21 protein-coding genes and 1 pseudogene are annotated in these 24,164 nt (G+C 44.7%); 14 read left to right on the top strand and 8 right to left on the bottom strand.

Annotated features, from left to right (window positions below):
• Positions 1 to 328 precede the first annotated feature (328 nt).
• The 10 genes from V2H77_RS14690 to V2H77_RS14645 all read left to right on the top strand — a co-directional run bounded on the left by V2H77_RS14690 (position 329) and on the right by V2H77_RS14645 (position 10,703).
• The gene (locus V2H77_RS14690; protein WP_341499392.1) at positions 329 to 901 is read left to right on the top strand and encodes a type 4 pilus major pilin; all 573 of its coding nucleotides are present in this window, start codon (positions 329 to 331) and stop codon (positions 899 to 901) included.
• A 174-nt stretch (positions 902 to 1,075) separates the two neighbouring features.
• A complete protein-coding gene (locus tag V2H77_RS14685) occupies positions 1,076 to 1,873 on the top strand; it encodes a prepilin peptidase (protein WP_341499391.1) in 798 nt (265 codons plus the stop codon).
• A 111-nt stretch (positions 1,874 to 1,984) separates the two neighbouring features.
• Complete coding sequence (locus V2H77_RS14680; RefSeq protein ID WP_341499390.1) at positions 1,985 to 3,565, top strand: prepilin-type N-terminal cleavage/methylation domain-containing protein; 1,581 nt, start codon at positions 1,985 to 1,987, stop codon at positions 3,563 to 3,565.
• Between the two features lie 145 nt (positions 3,566 to 3,710).
• Positions 3,711 to 4,154: a hypothetical protein gene (locus V2H77_RS14675; RefSeq protein ID WP_341499389.1), complete on the top strand. Its 444-nt coding sequence runs from the start codon at positions 3,711 to 3,713 to the stop codon at positions 4,152 to 4,154.
• A gap of 127 nt (positions 4,155 to 4,281) precedes the next feature.
• Positions 4,282 to 4,581, top strand: coding sequence for a toxin co-regulated pilus biosynthesis Q family protein (locus tag V2H77_RS14670; RefSeq protein ID WP_265378323.1), 300 nt, complete (start codon positions 4,282 to 4,284; stop codon positions 4,579 to 4,581).
• Between the two features lie 4 nt (positions 4,582 to 4,585).
• The gene (pilN, locus tag V2H77_RS14665; protein WP_341499388.1) at positions 4,586 to 6,199 is read left to right on the top strand and encodes a PilN family type IVB pilus formation outer membrane protein; all 1,614 of its coding nucleotides are present in this window, start codon (positions 4,586 to 4,588) and stop codon (positions 6,197 to 6,199) included.
• Between the two features lie 36 nt (positions 6,200 to 6,235).
• A complete protein-coding gene (gene pilO2 / locus V2H77_RS14660; RefSeq protein ID WP_341499387.1) occupies positions 6,236 to 7,498 on the top strand; it encodes a type 4b pilus protein PilO2 in 1,263 nt (420 codons plus the stop codon).
• Complete coding sequence (gene pilP / locus V2H77_RS14655) at positions 7,485 to 8,012, top strand: type IV pilus biogenesis protein PilP (RefSeq protein ID WP_341499386.1); 528 nt, start codon at positions 7,485 to 7,487, stop codon at positions 8,010 to 8,012. The genes pilO2 and pilP overlap by 14 nt, the downstream gene beginning before the upstream one ends.
• A 30-nt stretch (positions 8,013 to 8,042) precedes the next feature.
• The gene (locus V2H77_RS14650; RefSeq protein ID WP_341499385.1) at positions 8,043 to 9,599 is read left to right on the top strand and encodes a GspE/PulE family protein; all 1,557 of its coding nucleotides are present in this window, start codon (positions 8,043 to 8,045) and stop codon (positions 9,597 to 9,599) included.
• 12 nt (positions 9,600 to 9,611) lie between these two features.
• Positions 9,612 to 10,703, top strand: coding sequence for a type II secretion system F family protein (locus tag V2H77_RS14645; RefSeq protein ID WP_341499384.1), 1,092 nt, complete (start codon positions 9,612 to 9,614; stop codon positions 10,701 to 10,703).
• A gap of 161 nt (positions 10,704 to 10,864) precedes the next feature.
• On the opposite strand, the pseudogene V2H77_RS14640 reads toward V2H77_RS14645, so the two are convergent.
• The 3 genes and pseudogenes from V2H77_RS14640 to V2H77_RS14630 form a co-directional block, all read right to left on the bottom strand.
• Positions 10,865 to 10,951: pseudogene (locus V2H77_RS14640) on the bottom strand (helix-turn-helix domain-containing protein); the annotation flags it as partial.
• A gap of 185 nt (positions 10,952 to 11,136) precedes the next feature.
• Positions 11,137 to 11,301, bottom strand: a complete 165-nt coding sequence (locus V2H77_RS14635) for a contact-dependent growth inhibition system immunity protein (protein WP_341499383.1) — start codon at positions 11,299 to 11,301, stop codon at positions 11,137 to 11,139.
• Between the two features lie 510 nt (positions 11,302 to 11,811).
• Positions 11,812 to 13,125 carry an FAD-dependent oxidoreductase gene (locus tag V2H77_RS14630; RefSeq protein WP_341499382.1) on the bottom strand — a complete coding sequence of 438 codons (1,314 nt, stop codon included), beginning with the start codon at positions 13,123 to 13,125 and terminating at the stop codon, positions 11,812 to 11,814.
• Between the two features lie 160 nt (positions 13,126 to 13,285).
• Here V2H77_RS14630 and V2H77_RS14625 point away from each other — a divergent pair, with 160 nt between their 5' ends.
• From V2H77_RS14625 to V2H77_RS14610, 4 genes are all read left to right on the top strand, one after another.
• The gene (locus V2H77_RS14625) at positions 13,286 to 13,960 is read left to right on the top strand and encodes a TetR/AcrR family transcriptional regulator (protein WP_049585324.1); all 675 of its coding nucleotides are present in this window, start codon (positions 13,286 to 13,288) and stop codon (positions 13,958 to 13,960) included.
• Between the two features lie 427 nt (positions 13,961 to 14,387).
• Positions 14,388 to 16,118, top strand: a complete 1,731-nt coding sequence (gene ldtD, locus V2H77_RS14620) for a L,D-transpeptidase (RefSeq protein WP_341499381.1) — start codon at positions 14,388 to 14,390, stop codon at positions 16,116 to 16,118.
• A gap of 155 nt (positions 16,119 to 16,273) precedes the next feature.
• Positions 16,274 to 16,822, top strand: coding sequence for a YcbK family protein (locus V2H77_RS14615; RefSeq protein WP_341499380.1), 549 nt, complete (start codon positions 16,274 to 16,276; stop codon positions 16,820 to 16,822).
• Between the two features lie 45 nt (positions 16,823 to 16,867).
• Complete coding sequence (locus tag V2H77_RS14610) at positions 16,868 to 17,515, top strand: MBL fold metallo-hydrolase (protein WP_341499379.1); 648 nt, start codon at positions 16,868 to 16,870, stop codon at positions 17,513 to 17,515.
• A 66-nt stretch (positions 17,516 to 17,581) separates the two neighbouring features.
• Here V2H77_RS14610 and V2H77_RS14605 read toward each other — a convergent pair whose 3' ends face one another.
• The 5 genes from V2H77_RS14605 to asnS all read right to left on the bottom strand — a co-directional run bounded on the left by V2H77_RS14605 (position 17,582) and on the right by asnS (position 24,022).
• A complete protein-coding gene (locus tag V2H77_RS14605) occupies positions 17,582 to 17,962 on the bottom strand; it encodes a VOC family protein (protein WP_341499378.1) in 381 nt (126 codons plus the stop codon).
• Positions 17,963 to 18,068: 106 nt separating this feature from the next.
• Positions 18,069 to 19,259, bottom strand: a complete 1,191-nt coding sequence (locus tag V2H77_RS14600) for an amino acid aminotransferase (RefSeq protein WP_341499376.1) — start codon at positions 19,257 to 19,259, stop codon at positions 18,069 to 18,071.
• A gap of 233 nt (positions 19,260 to 19,492) precedes the next feature.
• The gene (gene ompC / locus V2H77_RS14595; RefSeq protein WP_341499375.1) at positions 19,493 to 20,644 is read right to left on the bottom strand and encodes a porin OmpC; all 1,152 of its coding nucleotides are present in this window, start codon (positions 20,642 to 20,644) and stop codon (positions 19,493 to 19,495) included.
• A gap of 494 nt (positions 20,645 to 21,138) precedes the next feature.
• Entirely contained in the window at positions 21,139 to 22,284 is a 1,146-nt protein-coding gene (locus V2H77_RS14590; protein WP_341499374.1) for a porin, read from the bottom strand.
• 337 nt (positions 22,285 to 22,621) lie between these two features.
• A complete protein-coding gene (gene asnS / locus V2H77_RS14585; protein ID WP_341499373.1) occupies positions 22,622 to 24,022 on the bottom strand; it encodes an asparagine--tRNA ligase in 1,401 nt (466 codons plus the stop codon).
• Between the last annotated feature and the right edge of the window lie 142 nt (positions 24,023 to 24,164).

Here is a 24,164-nt window from a genome sequence, read left to right as displayed (position 1 = left end):
ATTTATTAATAAATTTAATGATTAATTATCTTCAACAGATTGGTATGACAAAATACATTGGTTTTTTAATAGGCTATATTATCAATTTTAATCGATATTCACGATAGAAATTAAAATATTTGATAGTTTTTAACAATTGTTTGTGTGATTTTTGAGCGATTTAAGCAATTTTATTTTTCTAATTGGAATCTATAACATTAGTTTCAATATGAAATACTAAAGTGTTTTAAATATTTAAATGTATGTTATTATTGCGTTAATGTTTTGTTTCATCTGGTTGGTATGTGAGTGGTAATGCGTCTGTTATTTTGATTTTGGAGTGATTAGCATGAATAAGAAAGTCAATGTACTGCGTGGCGCCAGGCGTCAATCGGGTTTTACGCTGATTGAAGCATTGGTTGTGATGATTGTCGGCATTGTGATATTGGCCGCTGCCGCCGCCGGAATTGGTAAGTTGTTTCGGGCTTCGGAAATCTCAACCGAATCGTCGAATATTACTCAGATGGCTGCAAATTTGAAGTCAATTAAAAATGGCGCCAAAGGCTATGACAGTTTGGATAACAAGATTGCCATTGATTACAAAGTCGTTCCCGCCAATATGACTCAGGATGGTAAGAGCGGGATTATTTTTAATAGTTGGAATGGCAAGGTAATCATTTCTCCGGGAGATACCACTGCTCAGACCTTTAAGATTGAGTATCAAAATGTGCCTGATGAGGCTTGTCAACAACTTTCGCTGAAATTGCGGGTTGCCGGTTGGTCGAAAATGACCGTGGGTGGCGGAGGTGGAAAAGGGCAGCAATCTGGCATAGAAATTAAACCAGATTCGACTTTGGCGCAAATTGAATCAGCATGTAATGCCAATGATGCAAATACCGTGACGCTTGTTTCCGCCAGTTAGAACATTGATTTTAGAACATTGATTGTTTTGATGTGGTATGTGGCTTGGCAAGCTTGGTGAAGGCTTCTCAAGCTGCATTTTCTTGGTGAGGGAAGTCGCCGGTTTCTCTGGTTTTGTTGTTGTTTCCCTTATTTAATGGGGTTCATTGTGTGCTGAATCTGCCGGGAGATCATCATGGTGATAGGGTGGTTGCAATCTTCTACCGGATGTTTGGTTCTGGCGTCAGGGTTGCTGGGGCTGTGTGTCGGAAGTTTTCTTAATGTGGTGATCTGCCGCCTGCCGATTATGCTTTTCTCTGAAATCAATCACGAGGCTGCCAGCTTTAATCTCTGCTTTCCTCGTTCCCATTGTCCACGTTGCAGCCACGTGTTAGCGGTCCGCGATAACATTCCCCTGTTGAGCTATTTGTACCAGAAAGGGCTCTGTCGATACTGTAACGGCACGATTTCTATACGCTATCCATTGGTTGAAGGCGCGGTAGCGGTACTTTTTTCTTTACTGGCTTTAGCGCTGGGCTGGAGTTACTTGTTGTTAGGGTTATTGGTGCTGAGTTCGATGTTGATTGCTCTGGCGGTAATTGATTTCGAGTATATGTTGCTGCCCGATCAACTGACGCTTCCTTTGTTATGGTTAGGATTGCTGTTCAATCTGTATTCTGCCGGATTTGTGGCGCTACCTTTGGCCGTCAGCGGCGCGGTTTGCGGATATCTGTTTTTCAGGCTGGTGGCGTGGATTGCTCGGCAATGGGGCCAGCGTGATGCATTGGGAATGGGAGATGCTAAATTTTTGGCGGCGCTTGGGGCTTGGTTGGGGGTGGAGGCGCTCCCATTAGTGATTTTGCTTGCAGCCAGTTTCACATTAATGAGTTATCTGACGATTTGGCGGCTACGCAGAATGAGAATGGCGCCACAGATACCTTTCGGCCCAGGTCTGGCTGTCGCTGGGTTGGTTATGGCGCTTTTCAGTAGGTAGCCAGACATGAGTGGGCCGCAGTGTAGTTCCCTTGGGGCGGGATCGCTTTGGGGATAAATAGTTTATCGGATGGAATAGGTTTTCTTACTTAATGATTAAGAAGGACTATTTATGCATGATGATGAGTCTGTATCTGTATTGATGATAAGCCGCCATGATGCAGGTTTCACTTTGCTGGAAGTGACTGTTGCTCTGATAGTACTGGCATCAATGATGGTAGTTGGTGTGATTTATCTGAATAGGCAGAGTGATATGTTGGTGAATCAGGTCGTCGCCGGGCAGATCCAGCATCTTGGCGATGCGGTGGTGGATTATGTTAATGACAATTATGTCGCTCTAAGTCATGGACCCACTCCAGCGCCAATTAATTGGGCAGAGATGACCCCTTATTTACCGCCGGGGCTTGACCAGAATACGGTCAATCCGCTTGGTCAAAAATATGATGGCGTATTACGAGTTGTCATACTGCCTAATGGCAAAAAACGCATTGATCCGTTGGTTTATACCGTTCCGGCAATGGCTGATGGAAAACAACCAAATGTTGCTGAACATTCGATGAAGATTGCGCAATTGATTGGGGTTGGCGGTCTGTATCTGGATTACAGAAATCGAGATCATCGTAATCCGGCCACTTATTGGAATAGTTATGGTCAGGTCAATGCGCCTGAATCTTTTGCTGGTTTTTTCAATGAACAACCCAAGGAAGTTGGCCGTATTTTTTATGCTCCGTTCATGCGGGATGCGTCAATCTATGGCCCAGGGACATTGGCGGGCGATTTGCTTCATCGACAAAAAATAGGCGGACATCCAGAGTGGAATAGGATGGAAACCAGCATCAATATGGGCGGTAATGGCCTTGAGCAGGTGGGTATGCTGTCGATGCAAGGCCCCGGCATGGTTAATGGTGTGAATAAGATCGCCTTCTCTTCCCGCTCTCAGGGAAAACCCTCCTATATTGAACAAAATAGCGACGGTGAAGTGGTTGTCAATCCAGAGCATGGCACGTTGTTTATCTTGGATGGTAATGCTAATCCCGGTAGTAAAGGGACTTTGGCTGCCGGTGATGTTCATGCAGATAAGAATGTCATTGTTGGCAATAACTTAGTGATAAACACTCAAACTGGAAATCTTGTCGGCGGCAAGTGCCCTGCGTTAGGTAATGTGTCCATGAGCAAGCAGGGGGAATTACTGGTGTGTCAGGGAATTAATGTCGATAAGTCAGATTTGGAATGGCGAGATGCTAGTGGAGGCAGGCGGTTATTGGCAAGTCAAGCGGTAATTAGCCGTGGTTATTGGCTTGCATCGGGAATGTCAAGTAAGGGAGAGGGAGGGAACTATTATGCTGGCAGTGGCGGTAAAGCAAACCGTCGGAGTCAGCCTTTTTTTAATAATTCAAATGCCCCTGTGTTAGTCACTGTCTCTACACCTCCGATTTCTAATAACCATCGTATGCGTTGCGTGTTGGCTGTGTATGAAGCGGATGAGAATGGCAACAGCCAGGAATCTGATTTGCCGCTTGTTTTTCAACGATCTGCGCTGGTGGATTATCCAGAAGCGAGTTCCAGTGTAAATCGAAAGAATACAAGAACTTGTATAGTGACATTCATTGCTGGACCACATCGCAAATATAATATTGCCAGCGTATTCCATTCTTCTAATAACAGTTCCCATATTTTGAGAAGTCATCACTGATGAACAGAATTTTGTGCATCTGATGATTTGGCATTAACCAATCTAGAGTAATAGGAGAACATAAATGTGGCCATTAGCGATTGTTGGGATTGCCGTCGTATTTTTCATGCAACTGATTTTTGGCGAGTTGTTGTATGAAGTGCGTGTGCAGTCAGTGCGTGCCAAGACTGATGTAGCCGCGCTGTTTCGTAGCTATGCTTCAGTCGGCGCGCAATTGCTTAATAAGCATTCCGTTGGCGTGATCAAGAGTCGCAAGATGCGGCAGGCATTGGCTGCTCGACATATGACGTGGGTGAATACCGATGCCTGGTGTGACAACGTTGCCAGCCAGTGCCTCTGGGGCGGGTTTGTTTCAGGGGCTCATGTCTATATTTTCCGCAAAAATAGCCTCCCCGGCGACAATGGGTTGCTGCATCGCGCTTTCGGAGAATTGCTTAAATGGAGTGCTGAACCCGATCAGATTGGTTTTAAGCAGGGTTCCAGACTTATCGACGGTAGAGGAAAACGGGTAGAGAGTTTGCTTGCCAGACGGTTACCGGATGGTGTGCGGAAGTTTGTATCTGACGGAGCGCTGGTGGAAATACTGTAGTTGTTGTTTCGCAAGCGGGCTTTCCTTCGGTTACTGGGCTTTGTTAATAGGTTGTTTGGCTATTTTTTTCTTTTTGGAAAAATCGATGAACAAAATAATTACATATGTTTTTACGGTGCTTGTTTGTATGTCAAGTGTCGCCGTTTATGCAACACCGATGCTGACGCCAGTTCCTGCGGCGGCGGTATGGACAGCAACTCCGGGGCAAACTCTGCGTGATGTTACACAAGAATGGGCCAGTAGATCTGGCTACCAAGTGGTATGGGATGCTTCCTATGATTTTCCTATCCGAGCTAGTCTGCGTTTTAATGGCACGTTTATCCATGCGGTAAGCGAGCTGTTCGAAGCCTACACGATGGCGAATCGTCCTTTCGTTGTCGATATTTATCAGGAACAGCGGCTTGTTCATGTCCAGGCTCGGGGGTAATAACATGCATATCCAGTTTTTGACGTTTTCCAGATTGGTGTTGTTGCCCTGCATAGCGGCTGGCCTGTCAGGTTGTGCAGCAATCTCTAATGTTGATCGGCAGGCAGATGCCGAGATGGTAAATGCTACCGGTATTATTAAGGAGTTACGTAATACTCCCGCCATGACGGCTGTGCATGTGCATGAGCATGGTTATTGGGTATCAACTAAGGAGATTCCATCAAAGAAGGAGGGGGAAACGGTTTCCTGCATGTTGACTCTGGAGGAAGCTGAACCGATGACGCTGAGTCAGTTTGCGGAAAAGATCAAGCGTATCTGTGGCGTGCCGGTGCAGATCAGCGCTGATGCGCGGTTTGCCGTGCATCCTAGTGCGGCGCCGGCATTGGAGGAGAAAGAAAATGGTCAGGGGATTGTTGTTGACAATTCGAACGCGCAGTCAGTATCTGAAGGCGGTGAATCAGAAGAGATGAGAATAAACGTGAATTGGCATGGCTCCTTGGCAGGTTTGCTTGATTCGGTCATTTTATCGTCAGGATTGTATTGGAAAGTACACAATGGAGTAGTACATATTTTCAAAACAGAGACGCGGGTATTTCAAATATATGCATTGCCGGGTACGGATGCATTGTCTTCCAGCGTGACAGCGACGACCAATGCCACGTTCGGTGGTGGTTTAAATGGAGGCGATAGCGGTAACGGTAACAGTGGCAGTTCCCAAACTCTCGCAACTTCTTTGACTCGTTCGGTTATGGATGAGATCCAAAAAACGGTATCGAATATGCTAACGCCTGGTGAAGGTAAGTTAACTTTGTCTATGGCGACGGCATCATTGGTAGTGACCGATTCACCTGAGGTACTCGATAGAATTAAAGATTATATTGATCAGCAGAACAAATTATTGACAACGCAAGTAGTGCTTAATGTCAAGATCCTTAACCTGACGTTCGATAGGGCTGATCAGTATGGCGTTGATTGGTCGCTGGCCTATAAAAGCGCTCATATCGGCGTGGGCGGTGAGGGCAGCAGTGTTACTGATGGGCGCGATATCAGTACCAATATTCATATTCTCAAGGGGCCATTTAGTGACAGTAAGTTACTGATCAAGGCGTTATCGGCTCAAGGTAAAGTTTCTATAGTGACTCAACCTTCTGTGACTACACTGAATTTGCAAGCAGTACCGATGCAGGTTGCAACCCAGACCGGTTATGTTTCATCAATTTCTAATACCTCAACGCCACAAGTCGGTATTTCAGTCGGGATCGAGCCGGCGACAGTGACGACGGGTTTTAATATGTTGATGCTGCCTTATGCAATGGCCGACAAGCAAATATTGTTGCAGTACAACATTAGTTTGAGCGATTTAAAGAGGCTGGAGAAATTCGGCAAGGAAGAGACCGGTCAGGTGCAGTTGCCGACAATAGATTTACGCGCATTCAGTCAGAAGGTGAGACTACATTCAGGTGAAACGCTGGTGTTATCAGGGTTCGAGCAACAGTCGGATGCCAGTGACCGTCGTGGTTTGGGTAGCCCGGATAATCAATTCTTGGGTGGGAGCCGTCAGGCTAAAAGAAACCATAATGTGATCGTAGTCATGATTACCCCTATAGTGGTAGATTGAAAAATGACCCAGACTGAAACAGGCGCGGAGCGCGCTATGCAAATCAAACTATATGGTAAAACTTTGGTCGCAGGCATCATCTGGCGACCGCCTGTCACTGTGTTAACACGTTCTAACATCCGTAGAAATGGGATTGCCGCAGGGTTTACCTTGGTTGTCCGGCATCGTGCTGGGCGAAGTATACAGATTGGGTATGTACCAAAAGAGGCAGGAGCGCCAGGTTGTTATTCATTGGCGGCCATTCTTGCTAAAGCGGTGGATAAGCCTAACTGGATAGGTGCGTTTCATTTGCCTGATGGGCATTATGCATTGGTAGCGGTACATCAGGGCGCGATCATGGCTGGACGTGATTTGATCGGCACTCGTGAAGAAATCGAAGCGAAATTGCGCGATACGGTGCAGTTGGTCGAGGGCGCCAATGGGGTGTGGAATGTGATTTATGCGCCGAAGGAGTTTGAATCGCCGTGGTCGGAGATGCCATTGGCGCAATTGTTGCCACAGTCCGCATTGAGAAAATCTGTCGGTCAGCTTGAGAGTTTAACCGGCGAAATGTCGAAGCATCAAATTAAGATCTTTGCCATGACCGCAGGTACGGTGTTCTTGTTAGCTGGCGGTTGGTGGATATGGCACATCCATAAGCAGAATACGCAAATAAGGGTACCGGATTTATCCAATGAGGTGGTGGAAGTTCCGCCGCCGCATCCGTGGCTTACGCAGCCGACAATGGAATGGCAGTTTGCTGCATGGAATAAAGCTTTAGCCAAAGTTCCCTTATCGCTCGCGGGGTGGCAGGTTGAATCCATTATGCTGGATGCTGATGCGGTTTCTGTGAGTTATCAGCGTCATGACGGGATGCCGATCAATGTCTTTCAGGTTGCTGCTATCAATATTTTCCGGGCTGGCCCGGTGATTTCCAATGGTGGGGAACAGGCGCAAGTATTGATACCGTTTGGGCAGTCGCAGAGTCATGATCAGGAAAACAACGACGATGTATTGCAGTCGACAGATCAGGCGCTGATTGAGCTGATGTCTTATTTTCAGGCGCTAGGTTTGCCGTCTCCAACTTTGACCGAGGGCGCTTCCGTTTTGCCTCCGCCCCCTTTGCCGGAGGGAGAAACACGCGTGTGGGCCAATCCTGATTGGCAGACTTATAACTGGACATTGACTTCTCAATTATCTCCAGATGCCCTGTTTTCAGGTAAGCCGCTCCCTGGATTGAGAGTAACCAGCGCCAGAATTGTGTTATCTGATGGTTTTCCTGAGTGGAAGCTGAGTGGAGTTTTCTATGCAAAAAATTAGCCAGCTTATAATCAGTCTATTTGTGGCGTCGGTATTTTTCCTGACATATGCGCAAACATCATCTACTGAGCTACCGGCAGCTCAGGCGAAGCATGGTGCGCAGAAGCCTGCATCGCCAGCGGTAACGGCTGACAGCGTTGCCGCGCAACTGGAAAAGTTACAGACGGATTTGATGTTGCTTAAAGCTGAAACCGCAAGGGCAAATGCTCAAGCTGAATTCGATAAAATTTCCAAGATGGTGAATAAAGGAGCCGTTAATAATGGCCTGCCTCTGGTTAAGTCAATCTTCGGGCGCAATGGGGTTCTGACCGCTACGCTCCGGCTTCGTTCAGGCGGCATCATGGATGTGAAAACAGGTGAACAGTTGCCGAATGGTTATAAAGTGGTCCGCATTGATACCGGGGTAGTGACTTTCTCCAAACAGGGGCGATTCTATGATGTAGGTCTTACTGCTACCAACGATGCATCGTTGCTGGATAGCCTTGATTTAATGGTTGCGCCGCCGCTGCGTTAAACCGTTAATTACTGATGGGTGGAGATATTTATGGCAATAACATGCTCCGATCTGTTGTGTATGGTCAGGCAGGGCGCAAAAGTTTTATCTGCCTTGAGCGGAGTGCTTGAAATAGAGTTAGCTAACCGCAGTTTGATATGTCTTGTTGAGTTGCCCCAGCAGAAGGGGCAATGCGTACTTGCCGTGTCTGCTTCCCACCGACTTGATCCTCATGTGCTGGCCTATGAAGAGACGGTTAAAAGGAATGGCTTTGTCTATCAAATTGTCACTTGTGGCATGGGGAACATATTGGAATTGTACCGTCTCAGTAAGGGCGAGAGTCATGGACTGGGAGGGACTGAATCGGATGTTCAGCGTTATATCATTCGCTTAATCGGTGAAGCCACTGAGGAACGGGCGTCGGATTTGCATATTGTCGCTCGCCGTAATTATTGTGAAATCCGTTGCCGGATCGATGGTTATTTGCGGCCGATAGGACAACTGCGGCCGGAAGAAGGGTTGCGATTATGTGCGACTATCTATCAAAGTATGTGCGACGTGGCAGAGCCGACTTTTAAACCGATGCAGGCGCAGCGCGCGCGCATGAAGGATGAGTTCTTGGCCGAGTGCGGACTTTCTGGAGCGCGGATTAATACCCGTCCGCTTGATCGTGGCATGTTGATGGTGCTGCGATTGTTGTATGCGGACAGCCCCGGCACGGTGTGTACTTTAAGCGATCTTGGCTATTTGCCGGAACAGTGCCAGATACTGGAAGAACTCATGGACCATCGGGCCGGTGTGGTCCTTTTGTCTGGCGCGACCGGTAGCGGCAAGAGCACTACCTTGAAGATCGTGATGCAGAAGATGATAGCCGAGCAAGCTGGCATTCATCTGCTCACGCTTGAAGACCCGCCTGAATATGAAATTGAAGGGGCTAATCAATCCCCTATCACCGGCGATCGTGGCGATAGTCTGATTATCGAACAAGAATGGGCGATGGCGATTGCTGATGCAATGCGACTCGATCCCGATGTGATTATGGTCGGTGAGATTCGCGACGCAGTGACTGCAAAGATGACATTTCGTGCAGCCATGACCGGCCATCTTATTTGGACCACCATACATGCAAACGATGCTTTAGCGATCTTGCCCCGCTTGCAGGATGAGGCTGTGATGGAGTCGTTATTGATGGATTCGCGATTGGTGATTGGTTTGGTCAGTCAATCGCTGATTCAAGTGTTATGTCCTCATTGTAAAGTTCCCCTGCAAGGGAACGAGCAGGAAGTCTCCGAGCGTCTGCTGAAACGACTGAATCTTTATTGTCAGCCTAAATCGGTTTGTCTACAGGGCAAAGGTTGCGACTATTGCAAACAGTGCGGCACCGTGGGCCGAACGGTAGTTGCTGAAGTGATACGCACTTCCCCGGGTTTAATGCAAGCTTATCGAATAGGTCACCATCATGAAGCGACTCGATATTGGATCTCGGAGATGGGGGGATTAAGCAAGATCGACGCGCTTATTCGCAAAATAAATGACGGAATAATCGATCCTCGTGCCGCAGAACGGGTGATGGGGCCGATTATTCCTGCGATCCATCAAATAGAGTGAAACGATATGTCCATGACCGATTTTATTGCAAGACTGAACTATCGGATGGTGAAGATACAGTTCAGTAAGAAAGTGCGGGTCCGTTTCTATGAACATCTGATTATGATGTTAGAGAATCGTGTCATGCTGATTGATGCATTACGTGAAATGTACAATGTCGCCAGCGACGAAGGCCATAAACCTAACTGTGGTTATGCGTTGGTGTTGAGTAGTTGTTATGAAGCTGTGAGCCAGGGCAGCACGTTGGCAGAAAGTTTGCTGCAATGGATTGGTCCTAATGAGGTGGCGGTGATTGCCGCAGGTGAGCGTTCCGGTGATATCCGTAGCGCTTTCATGGATGCGATCGCCATGATCGACGCGAGTAGCAAAATTCGCCGTGCAGTCATCGGCGCGTCTATTTATCCCGCAGTGCTCATTGGGATGATATGCGTATTGTTGCACATTGTGGCAGGCAATCTGGTACCAAAATTGGCCGCGGTTTCTAAGCCGGAAACCTGGGATGGTGCGGCTTATACCTTGTATTTGATGGGAACATTTGTTAATGACTATGGGCTGTATTCTCTGATATTCCTGATGATATTGTTCATATTAGTGGCATTATCGTTGCCTTTTCTTGGCGGACGGTTACGAACGGAACTTGACCGATTCCCACCGTGGTCACTCTACCGAACCATTCATGGCAGTATGTTCATATTGAATGTGTCGCTGTTGATCCGCTCAGGGATGATGCTGCAATCGGCGTTAGAATTGTTGCTGGAACAGGCCGGTTCACGTTGGTTGTATGTACGTATCGCCGCCACGCTTGAACATATCTCTATGGGGGCCGGTTTCGGTGAGGCGTTGCGCGATACTGGTTACCGTTTTCCCGATAACGAGGCGATCAGTTATCTGCGGCTGTTGTCGCGGTTACAGGGGTTTGATCAATCAATGGCGAAGTTTGCACGGCACTGGTTGGATGAAACGATTGTTAAAGTGCAGATAGTGACCCGTGGGTTCCTGTTCGCTTCGATCCTCATGATCGGTGGTATGTTGATGCTGGTGGTTACGGCGGTGTCGGGTATTGAGAATGCTATTGAACAGTCGTTATCTATGCCGTCTGTTTAGCTGTAAAGTTCAATAGGCAATACTTAATATTGGGATTAACGATGAAAATCAGGCAGGACATTGAAGCTGGAACCCGCCAAAATTTTAGAATGCCAGGATTATCGGTGGTTCCAGCGCTTACATCCAAATAAAAGGTAGACCAGCCCAAAAGTGCTGGCTATTCAGTAGAGGGTGATGACGGGCTTTTTAATACCACAGGCGTGAGCGTAACGGGTCAGTGTATCGATGCTGGCTTTGGTGATGTTATTGCCTTTATGATATACCCAGATACCTCTGGCTATCCTCAGATTATTTTACATTTATTTAATTCGACATGACCATTTAGAAGTGAAAATACAGAGAGATTAAGGCTTTTATATAAGCAGCGAGTTTAACATAATAAAGAAATTTTTTAGTCAGAAAGTTAATGGCAAATTTTCATCACTGGTTTAATTCATTCCTCATCTTGCTCAGATGTTTTTTCATTATCAAAAAAATCATTATCCGGATCGACCAACCGACTTTTAGAAAGTGAATCTAAAACGGTACTACCCAATTGGCTGTCAGTTACATTAGGAGATAAGATATGGTTGCCTCCTAAAGGATTTATACTCGTCATCTTTCAAGTTGCCTCTTTGTTGGCTGCACTCACTCACCCCGGTCACATAGTTATCTATGCTCCCGGGGATTCGCTCCCTTGCCGTCGCGATGCATCTTGAAATCCATAGGGTATAAATGCAAAGCACGATAATCGGAATAACTTATTATGTGAATCTACCATATAAAATGGTAAATTAATTTAATTCATATCTTTTAAATAAAATAGATTTAAAAATATATAATTTCATAAATTTTTGTAGCCCGGATAATATGGAGTTAAGCCATTGTAAATTTGGCAAAAATCGACCAAATAATCCGGGCATGGATTTTTATTATATTTTTTAGACAAAGATATTCTGGCCGTTGCGATAGTAAATAATCGATTCTGCCTTATCAAGTCTTTATTTTTCAAAAAGAAGTTCTCACTGATTTACCAAAACCAGACTCCATTCTTGGGACGACGCAATATTACAGCAAATTCTTTGCTAATCGTTTATTCAAGTTATCTGGCGGTAAAGTGAAAGCCTCTTTATTGCGTACTACCAAAAGAATGTGTAGTACCTAATTTTATTTTTCCCTGGTGTTGCGCAGATTTTGTTATCGGGAATAGCACTCGCTTTATTGGCGGTAAAGTTTGTGCAACCCGAAGTACAGTTCGAAACAGTATTCGCTTGATCATTGAGCGATCAGCTGCATTTAGCGCGGTACGTAACGAAATATCAACGGCCTCATTAGCATATGTTCGCATTTGTTGTTCATAATCTGAAATCGCCTTGATTAACTCTTCATGACCAGAGGCTACGCGAGTCAGCGTCTGGGTAAGTAAAAGTGCGTCTCGAAGCGCTGTGTTGGCTCCCATTCCCACCATTGGCGTCATGTTGTGAATAGCGTCGCCGAGTAGGGTGACAGCGCTAGAACGCCAAGGTAAGAGATGATCCATACTGTGTAATCGAATCACAGAGATGTTTTCCATATCACTTTGCTTAATCAGGGTATGCAGGTTTGGGTCCCATGAAGCAATCCGGGAGCAGATCAGATCACACAGAGATTCCGCAGGAAAATCAGTAATCGTATTCGGATAGCTATTCGTTGCTGCTGCATAGGCCCACATGACGAAATCGCCAATTTCTGTCGATGTGGCTTTTACCCGGGTATTGACTGGAGCACGCCATAGAGAGACAAACAATCCCCCAGGGCTTTTAGGCACGATATTGTTGGGCGAACCATCTAGCAAATAGGGAGGCAATGAGGCAGCAAGAGCTTGGGTAAGGCGCACACGCCCAACGGTGAGAGTGACGCCAATATCAAGCCTTTTTATCGCCGGGAGGTACTGCTTGCGTACTTTTGAATTGCTTCCATCCGCACCGATAAGAACATCAACATCTTCGTGACTTTTATCTGTGAAAAAAAGTCTGACTTTACCGTCTTGCATGTGTTCATAACGCTCGAACGTTTTGTTCCATTGCACGGTATCTGAGAGTCCCTCATTGAGTACTTCTATAAGTTCAGATCTGCTGATTGACATTCGATCTTCGGTAATGATTTCCCCATCTTCTTGGTGAATATCTCTCTGAGCTGCGAGAAGAAGATGCAGATGCTCATCATAGAATCTTGTCTGTCCGCCAACAGGCTTTGAAATCTTTTTAAAGGTTAGCCAGTTGGTTTCTGGGAGGCATTCCTGCATTGCTTGCTGGCCGAATGTATCGACGTAAATTCCATAACCAGGAAGTATGGATGACGTAGCAGAGCCTCGTTCATAGACTTTCACCTTTATTCCGTTTTTGCGCAAGCCATGTGCCAGGCATGCTCCTCCAATCCCTGAACCAATTATTCCAACGTTCATTTCTTTTTTCTCCATAAGTAGTACGATGTGATTCTGAAAGAATCATGGTGACTGTAGCTGGCTAGGACCATTTGATCACAGCCATCGGTTGTGTTACTGCTATAGTCTTAATAATAGTATACCGTACCGTTCGGTACCAATAAAAATTTAGGTTTTTTACATGACAAATACACCTAAAGCCCAAACAGATCACAAAAGAACCCGTTCGTACTCTAGAATTTCAGGAGAACGAGTTAACGAGCTGTTAAAAATTGCTGCTCAGGTATTTGCAGAACGGGGTTTTGATGGTGCCAGTATCAATGAGATGGCGAAACGTGCTAATGCTTCGAAGGGAACCTATTATAGTCGATTTCCTTCCAAAGAAGAGCTGTTGGTAGCCGTTGTTAAGCAGAGAATAGAAGAGGTTGAGGGCGATCTGGACAAGACCATGAATCCCGAACCAGATATTGGGAAAGCGTTAACAATTTTTGCAGAGGAAATTTTCACGGTAATTCTTTCTGAGGCAATGATTGCAAATTACCGGGTGGTCACTCTGGAAGCCCAACGTTTTCCGCAACTAGGTAAAATCTATTATGAAAAGGGAGTCAAAAAGATAGTCGATTTTCTTGTCGAATATCTGCTACGAAAGATGAAGGAGGGAAAATTGAACATAGTAGACCCGAAAATCTCTGCGGAGGTGTTTATCGATGGCATCATTGGAACGCCAAGGCTTAAGGCTACTTTGGGCATTGGTTTACCTACTCCAGAGGAGCAATCCCAGCGAATTGCCATCGCGGTTCAGTCATTTCTCGCTGCATATGGTACTGCCTCATGTGATAGCACTTCTTCATCATGATAGTCGCGTTGTCGTAAACCAGAAATTATCGTAGGAATGGCGTTAAATTGGGGGCCTACCTGTTATCAGATAGGTCTCTCTGCTGAGTTAAGAAAGTGGTTTGCATACCCGTTATCTTTCAAGTTGCCTCTTTGTTGGCTGCACTCGCTCACCCCGGTCACATAGTTTGCTATGCTCCCGGGGATTCGCTCCCTTGCCGTCGCGATGCATCTTGAAATCCATAGGGTATATACCTTGAATATAGACGAGACGCTTTGACGTCTTTTTTGCTCTTGTGTGCTGAATTGGCTGGCGATGACTTATTATATTTCCTTTGTAGATAAATAGTTTACAATGTAAATAACTTGTTGTTTTTCTTTGATTAGAGCCTGAATTTGTCATAATTAAAATTAATTCATGAAAATGTTCTGAAGATGGGTATGTTGATATGGTAAAAAGAGCGATAAAGCCACTGTGCATTTCGGTTATTTGTAGTACATCAATAGTAGCTGGATATGCGTTAGCTAAGCATCAGAGTAGGCTTATTGAAGGTGATATTCAAAATCTGCCAAGAATGCAGGTTGAAAAAATATCTGAAACAACCACACCTGAACAAGTACAAATTCAAGCTGCCGCAATTTCAGAAACAGAACGTCGTAAAATGCTACGAAGCTGGATACCAGCACAAATTAAGCCTGTTTTCTTTGACCAATTGGTTAGCTTGTATTCTTCCAATCAAATGCAACCTTTGTGGCAAGATGAAATCGCGGTTCAGCGCTTTGAACAACAACTTTCAGAACTGGCATTGGCTGGGTTTCAGCCGCAATTTGGCCAATGGCTGACTGAACTCAATGATGGTCAATTGAATCCGATGGGACGTGATCTGATCTTGTCGGATGCTATGCTAGGTTATTTACAATTTGTCTCAGATGTCGATCATCAGGGCCAAAGCTGGCTCTATCGCACTGTGTTATATAACAGCGCTATACCTTATAAAATTGCATTGCCTTCACCAGTCGTTATCGGTCAGTGGCAGCAAGCTATTATCGATCACAATGTGGCCGCTTATATTGCAGCATTGGCGCCACAACATCCTCAATATGAAAATATGCGCAAGGAGATGATGAAACAACTGGCTGATAGTAAACCGTGGCCGCAGCTTTCTGATAAAAGTGCGTTAAAACCGGGGCAGAGTAGCTCTGATGTCGCTGTGTTGAGAGAAATACTTATTCGTATTGGGATGTTGAGTGAACTGACAACCCAATCAGATCATGTCTACGATCCTGAATTGGTGACTGCGGTAAAAAATTTCCAGCATTGGCAAGGGTTGGCGCCGGATGGCGTAATTGGTAAACGTACAAGAGATTGGCTAAATACTTCACCTCAAACTAGAGCTGGCTTGATAGCGCTTAATATCCAGCGCTTACGTATTATCCCAGGACATGTGTCCACAGGAATTATGGTCAATATTCCAGATTATTCATTGCATTATTATCTTAATGATCAGGAAGTGTTGAACTCGAAAGTGATCGTTGGTCGTCCAAGCCGTAAGACACCTATTATGAGTAGTGTACTGAATAATGTGGTGATTAACCCTCCCTGGAGTGTGCCAACTAGCCTGGCAAGAAAAGATATCGCACCACGGGGAGTTGATGATCCCGGATATTTTCAACGGGGAGGATACGTTATCTTTTCAAATTGGCGTGCTGATGCCAGTGTAATCGACCCTTATACTATTGATTGGAAAGTGATTACGCCTGCTAACTTTCCTTATCGAATATGGCAAGCTCCGGGACCGACTAACTCATTGGGCCGTTATAAATTTAATATGCCAAATTCGGATGCTATCTATTTGCATGATACGCCGAACCATAGCCTGTTTAACAAAGATATCCGAGCGATCAGTTCTGGTTGTGTACGGATTAACAAGGCTTCAGAATTAGCGAATATGTTATTGGAAGATGTGGGTTGGACTCAAAACAAAGTGACTAATACCGTGAAACAGGGTAATACCGTTTATGTTAATATCCCACAGCGTATTCCTGTTTATTTGTATTATTTAACTGCCTGGGTAGATGAACAGGGGGTTCCTCAGTACCGTACCGATATTTATGACTACGATAATAGTGTGAAACAAGGTTCCCAGTTTTTGTCAAAGTTGTTACCTTTACAAAACTAAATGCAACTAATTTTTGTTATTAGTTGTCATACTGACCAGTGACCAGTGACCAGTGACCAGTGACCAGTGACCAGTGACCAGTGACCAGTGACCAGTGACCAGTGACCAGTTGCCTGGTGATTTATTTTTTCCATAATCTGAGTAGACGTTTCTTCATGGATATAATTGATCATAATCGTCGTAAGTGGCTTTGTGTGGGGGCTGCTACTTTAGGCTTGAGTTTTTTGCCGGGGCATGCTTTTGCGACTCTGGCCACTCCACGTCCACGAATTTTACGTTTTGACAACTTACATACAGGTGAAACGATTAAAGCCGAATTTTTTGACGGTTATCGTTACAACAAAGAAGAGCTAGCCCGTTTGGATCATCTGTTTCGGGATTACCGTCAAAATAGAGTTAAGATTATCGATCCTAAATTGTTTGATCAGATCTATTTGCTGCAAATGATGATGGGCATTAATAAGCCTGTACAACTCATTTCTGGTTATCGTTCACTGGTAACCAACAATCAGTTGCGCAAGCAAAGTAAAGGTGTGGCTAAACAGAGTTACCATACTCGCGGGCGGGCGATGGATTTTCATATTGAAGGTATTGAGCTTAGTCGTATCTGCAAGGCTGCTCTGAAAATGAAAGCGGGGGGAGTGGGGTACTATCCACGCAGTAATTTCGTTCATATTGATACAGGTCCCGTCAGGACGTGGTAATCTGGTGAGTAACTATTTTGTTTTGACTATGGAGTAAATGAAATAATGAAATACCAAATTATTCCTGTTACTGCTTTTATGCAGAATTGTACCCTTATTTGGAACGAAGAGAGTAAGGAAGCGGCAATTGTTGATCCGGGGGGGGAAGCAGAGAAGCTGATCGCCGAGATAGAACGCCGTGGTTTGAAATTGACCCAGATTTTATTGACTCATGGTCATTTTGACCATGTTGGGGCAACCACGGAAGTCGCTAAATATTTTAATGTGCCGATCTACGGGCCGCAGCAGGAAGATGCTTTCTGGATTGAAGGCTTGCAAGCTCAAAGTCGAATGTTTGGCATTGAAGAATGCCCGTCATTTGAACCTGATCGCTGGTTAAATGAAGGTGATGAGCTACGGGTAGGGGGCATTGATTTATCTGTATTGCACTGTCCAGGGCATACGCCAGGGCATGTTGTGTTTGTAAATCATGAAGATAAGCTGATTTATATGGGAGATGTTCTGTTTAAAGGGGGGGTTGGACGTAGTGACTTCCCACGCGGTAATCACCAGCAGTTAATTAACTCAATTAAAGATAAACTTCTGCCGCTTGGTGATGATTATGAATTTATTCCAGGGCACGGGCCAATGTCGACGCTAGGTTATGAGCGGCAGACTAATCCATTTTTACAGGATGAAGTACCAGGTTGGTGATGTGGTGTAGCGTTTATATTCAGTAAGTGTCAATTTGAGGGCTGGCTGATAGTTGTTTGATGGCAACTATAACTGATTGGAGACTTCAATCAGATTTTGATCCGGATCGCGAAAATAGACGGACATAATAGCTCCGTTTGCTCCGGTACGTTTAACCGGCCCTTCAAGGATTTCAACTTCATGTTGCTGTAGATGTTGAATAATCTCATCTATAGGCAATAGGCTGATAAAACATAAATCAGCAGAACCGGGCAGCGGCGTTTGAGCTTTAGGTTCAAATTCCCGCCCATATTCATGTAGATTAATTTTTTGGTTACCAAATGACAGCGCGATACGGCCTTCACTGAAAGTCACAATCGACATACCAAGAACGCGTTGATAAAAGTGGCTGCTGGTTTCAAGGTCTTTAACTGTCAACACCAGATGATCAAGCCGTTCTATTTTCATTTTGATGCACTCAATAAGATTAATATCGCAATTGTGTCGGATGACGAATCTTCTGAATGATAAAAGCCGCTGAAATTCAGCGACTTTTTTATAAGGTAAATATTAACTAGAGTACCGCAACAATGGCTTCACACAGTGGAGCCATGTTTTCCAACGTCAAGCCAGCGACGTTAATACGACCGGAACTGACAGCGTATATACCAAACTCCTCACGCAGGCGTTCTACTTGCTCTTTTGTCAGGCCGCTGAATGAGAACATACCATTTTGGCTACTAATAAAGTTGAAATCCTGTTTTGCCCCTTTTTCCTGCAAGGTATTGACAAACAGTTGACGCATACGCTGGATACGTTCGCGCATGGTAGTTAGTTCTTGTTCCCAAGCTGCTTTCAGATCTTCATTTGACAAAATGGTGGTGACAACAGATGCGCCATGAGAGGGTGGGTTGGAATAGTTGGCTCGGATGATCGCTTTAGCCTGGCTGAACGCTTTTTCTGCTGTATCGCTGTTACTAGCAACAATGGTACAGGCGCCGACACGTTCATTGTACAGGCCAAAGTTTTTAGAGTAAGAACTGGCAACAATCAGTTCATTATGATTTTTCGCAAAAATACGTAGACCTTCTGCATCTTCGTTCAGGCCCTTGGCAAATCCTTGATAAGCGAAATCAAAAATAGGCAACCAGCCTTTCTCCGCGGACATTTCTGCCAGCTTAGCCCATTGCGCCGGGGTTGGATCGATGCCTGTCGGATTATGGCAGCAGCCGTGGAACAGAACAACATCTCCTGCCTGAGCTTCAGACAGGCTCGCTAGCATGCCTTCGAAATTCAGCGCGTGTTTTTCAGCGTCATAGTATTTATATTCACAGACTTCCAGTCCAGCGGCGGAAAAAACGTTTTTATGGTTTGGCCAGGTTGGGTTGCTAATCCAAACGCGTTTAGCATTAGTCTGTTTGGCAATGAAATCCGCAGCAATACGTAAAGCGCCTGTACCGCCTGGACTTTGTGCTGTGCGGGCGCGTTTATCTGTAACGACTGGGTGATCTTTGCCAAACAGTAATTCTTGAGTTACGCGGCCAAATTCGGCTAAGCCGCTAATCGGCAGATAATTCTTTGTTGTTTCGTTTTCCAGTAAATATTGTTCAGCTTTTTTAACACTGGTCAGAACAGGGGTTTTTCCTGTTTCATCTTTATAGACACCGATACCAAGGTTGATTTTATTTGTACGAGGATCAGAACGGAAACTATCGGCTAAGCCAAGAATAGGGTCGGCAGGCGCTGCGGTAATTTTCTCAAACATGTTTGTAATTCCAAAGCTCAGAGTTAAGCCCAAAAGGGTAGTCAGGTTAACGTTGCTAAAACAGTTTGCCAACTATTTGTCGTAAAAAGAAGATAATCTTGTGAGGCAGCTTGCGGAGTGAGAAAAAGTTGGAGTAGTAGAGAGAAAACGTAAGACAAAAAAAGCAGCACATAAGCGCTGCTTTCTCTTAATGGTGTTTAACTTGTTCAGCTAAATCTATTTACCAGCGGTAATTAGAATTGGTAAATCATACCTACGCCAACAACGTTGTCAGTGCTGATACCTGTTGCTTTGGTGAATTCATTCTTATCCAGCAGGTTGATTTTGTAATCAACATAGGTAGTCAAGTTTTTGTTGAAGTAGTAGTAACTACCAACAGAGACATATTTTACCAGATCGCGACTGTCGGATTCTTTCCCATCATGCTCAACGTCACCGAACAGATTTTTACCTTTGGACTGAACGTATGCCAGAGATGGACGTAATCCGAAGTCGAACTGATATTGGGCGGTCAATTCGATGTTCTGGGTTTTGTTAGCGATATTTTCCATATTATCGTTACCAACTTTTCCACCGAAGCGGGTCATGTTACGGGTTTCACCGTACATAGCAGCCAGGTAGATGTTGTTAGCATCGTACTTGGCGCCGATGTTCCATGCTTCAGCGCGATCACCTAAGGCAGCAGAGCCTTTTTTGGCCTTGATATCATAGGCGGTTTTTTGCGCAGAAGTACGGGCAGAGTTAGAGTATGCGCCACCGACGCTGATACCGTAACCTACGTCATAGGTTGCAGCGAAACCGTAGCCATCACCGTTGTCTTTACGGTCATCACGGCCATTAGACGTGTTTTTACTATTTTCACCCTGATATTGCAGAGCAAAATTCAAACCATCGACCAGACCGAAGAAATCGGTATTACGGTAAGTTAACAGACCGGTAGAACGAGCAGTCATGAAGTTATCAGTCTGCGCCATTGAGTCACCGCCGAATACTGGCAACACGTCGGTCCAAGCGTTGACTTCATAAACTGCGCCGTAGTTACGGCCATAGTTCAGAGAACCGTAGTCGGAAAGCTTCAGGCCAGCGAAAGCCAGACGAGTCCTAGTGTCGTCATTACCTTCTGCACGGTTACCTTTGATATTGTATTCCCAACGGCCAAAACCGATCAGTTGGTCATTAACTTGAGTTTCGCCTTTGATACCCAGACGGGCGAAGGTGTTATCGCCATCTTCGCCGCTTTTGTTGTTAGCGAATTTGTGCTGGACTTCAACTTTACCGTACAGATCCAGTTTGTTGCCGTCTTTGTTATAAATTTCAGCTGCATTTGCTGCGCCAGCAGCTAACAGAGCTGGGATTACTACTGCAAGAACATTGCGTTTCATCATTATTATTACCCTCATTGGTGTTATTCGGACACCTGCCACTGCCAAAAATAATTCTTTAAAAATTTACGGAACTATTTGTGAGAGTTTAGTGTCGTCTGTTTCACTGTCAAGTGTTTCATTGGTTGTTATTTTTATCCACTCACAAAATGCTATAAAAAAGAAAATTTAGTAAAAATGTGAAACAAAGTGTTTCAAAATGTAAATATGAGATCGTTTTTTAATCTCTGGTTGGTCCAGTTGATCAAAAAAGTGAAAAACGAATGGTAGTCAGTGGCGGAAGAAAATTACCTGTTGATCTTAATAAAAAGAGTAAAATATGGTGTTTATTTCATCAATAATGTTTTTTATATGTAACTTACTGATATGTTTGTCGATGTGTTATATACCATTTTTTAACAGATACCTAATAATGATTATTCTTGAAAAAAGTAGCGCTCACTTTTAAGTGAGCGCCATAACATATTAATTGGAGCTCCTGTTAATCTACCTGGTTGTTAGAATTGATATACCAAACCTATACCCACCGCGTTATTCGTGTTGACATCCAAGTGTTTGGTGTAGAAGTTGTCATGTACTAAGTTGATTTTATAATCAACATAGGTGGATAAATTTTTGTTAAAGTTATAATAAGAACCAATAGAGATATATTTTACCCAGTCCTGATGAGTGAAAAAAGTTGTTCCTCTGGATTGAACATATGCCAGAGATGGACGCAGGCCAGAATCAAACTGATATTGGGCAGTTAATTCGATATTGCGGGTTTTTGCCGAGACGAAGTCTTGGTAGCCGAAAGAGGTCATATTGTGAGTTTCGCCATACATGGCAGCCAGATATAGGTTGTTTGCATCATATTTGGCGCCGACGTTCCATGCTTCAGCTCTTTCACCGCGAGCGACGGATGTAACGAGCCTTTCATGTGTAATAGGGCGGTCGGCATTGGAGTAGGCTCCCCCTACGCTGATACCATTGCCGATATCATAAGTAACAGAGAGACCGAAGCCGTCACCATTACTACCGCCATTGGGCTTAATGAGATCACCGCGTTTACGAATTGAATTGCGGCCGTTTTTGCTGTCTTCATCGTTCTTACCTTGGTATTGCAGGGCGAAGTTCAGGCCATCAACCAGGCCGAAGAAATCCGTATTGCGATAAGTCAAGACACCGGTAGCACGGTTGGTCATGTAGGTGTCAGCTTGCGACATAGAGTCAGCGCCGAATACTGGCAGTACGTCGGTCCAGGCATTGACGTCGTAAAGAACACCGTAATTACGACCGTAATCCAGAGAACCATATTTAGCCCATTTTAGACCAGCGAAGCCCAAACGGGTTTGATTGCCTTCGGAATCGTTTGCCTCAGCTTTGTTAGCCTGAATATTGTATTCCCAACGACCATAACCCGTTAATTGGTCATTGATTTGGGTTTCACCTCTGAAACCCAAACGAATGTAGCTTGCATCGCCATCTTCACTATAGATAGGGTATTTATCCGATCTTTGGGTAATTTTAGAGAATTGATGACGCGCATCAATTTTTCCATAGAGATCCAGTTTATTACCGTTTTTGTTATAAATTTCAGTGGCATTTGCTACACCAGCAGTTAACAGCGCTGGGATGACCACGGAAAGGATACTACCCTTCATTATTGTTACCTTCATTTAATTACAATCGTTAATTACCATCATTGGCGTTATTCGGACATTTGTTACTGACAGAAATAATTCCTTTAAGAAACTCGTTGAAATTATTTATGAAAATATCGTTCCGTCCGAGTCGGGGCACAGTTTTTCACTAGTCGTGGATTTTATCCATCATTAAATTGATACAAAGTGAAGGTTTTTGTAATAAAGTGAAAATAATATATTGCAAAATGTAAATGAAATAGAATTTTTGATCGTGTGTTGAATTGAAAGAATAAAAAAAGCCAGCTTTTGCTGGCCTTATATATAATAATTTTTTAATATTTATTTTACGCAATCATTAGAAGTTTGCGCTTCTTGGTGTGCGAGGGAATGGGATGACATCACGTACATTTGGCACACCAGTCACGTAAGCAACCAAGCGTTCAAAGCCCAACCCGAATCCAGAGTGAGGTACAGTGCCATAACGACGGAGATCACGGTACCACCAGTAATCTTCTTTATTAAGCCCCATCTCTTCCATACGTTTATCCAGCATATCCAGACGCTCTTCACGCTGTGAGCCACCGATAATTTCGCCAATGCCTGGTGCAAGTACATCCATTGCCGCGACAGTCTTACCGTCGTCGTTCATTCGCATATAGAAAGCTTTAATATCTTTTGGATAGTTTTTCACGACAACCGGAGCTTGGAAATGTTTCTCTGCCAGATAACGTTCATGTTCTGAAGAGAGGTCAACTCCCCAGAAAACTGGGTTTTCAAATTCCTGGCCACAGTTTTGCAGAATTTCAACGGCATCGGTGTAATCAATTTGAGCAAAGTCAGAATTAATAAATTTTTCCAAGCGGGTGATAACATCTTTATCTACGCGTTCAGCGAAGAATTGCAGATCATCAGAGCGCTCTGCCAGCGCAGCTTTGAAAACATATTTCAGCATATTTTCAGCCAATGAGGCGGCATCATCGAGGTTGGCGAAAGCGATCTCTGGTTCAAGCATCCAGAATTCTGCCAGATGGCGGCTGGTATTAGAGTTTTCAGCACGGAAAGTCGGACCGAATGTGTAAACTTTACTTAATGCACAAGCGTATGCTTCACCGTTCAACTGGCCGGATACGGTCAGAAAAGCTTCACGGCCGAAAAAATCTTGGTTGAAATCCACTTCACCTTTGTCAGTTAAAGGCAGATTTTGCAGATCCAGCGTAGAGACGCGGAACATTTCGCCGGCACCTTCTGTATCAGCGGCTGTGATCAACGGAGTGGAAACCCAGAAGTAACCATTTTCATGGAAGAAACGGTGTAATGCCTGAGCAAGGGTATGACGCATACGAGCAACGGCGCCAATCAGGTTAGTGCGTGGACGCAGGTGAGCCACTTCGCGCAGGTATTCAATGCTGTGACGTTTAGCGGCCATTGGATAGGTGTCAGGATCTTCAACCATGCCGATCACCACGACTTGGGTCGCTTGTAGTTCAAAACTCTGCCCTTGACCAGGGGAAGCAACGACTGTCCCTGTCACTTCGACAGAGCAACCGGTAGTTAAATGTAGAATTTCATCCTGATAATTAGGCAAATTATTATTAACGACGGCCTGTAATGGATTAAAGCAGGAACCGTCATAGACGGCGAGGAAGGAGATGCCGGCTTTAGAATCTCTCCTTGTACGTATCCAGCCGCGAACGGTGACTTCGCTATCAACCGCAACCCGGCCTTGCAGTACGTCGACTACAGGCGCTACGCTCATAGATTTCTCTCTTCTTTATCAGTTCAAGTTTATGAAAATGAATATCCCCACAAGGGGAAACTTATTCTATGTTACTTGCCTTGTTTTAAGAAACAAGGGGAAATCATCAATTTAAATGGTGAAATAGTAGGGAAATAGCGCT

The organism is Photorhabdus sp. P32 (genome assembly GCF_038085095.1).
Lineage (GTDB): Bacteria > Pseudomonadota > Gammaproteobacteria > Enterobacterales > Enterobacteriaceae > Photorhabdus > Photorhabdus luminescens.
The sequence above is the reverse complement of the archived record's forward strand: the minus strand, read 5'-3'. Positions and strand labels throughout refer to the sequence as shown.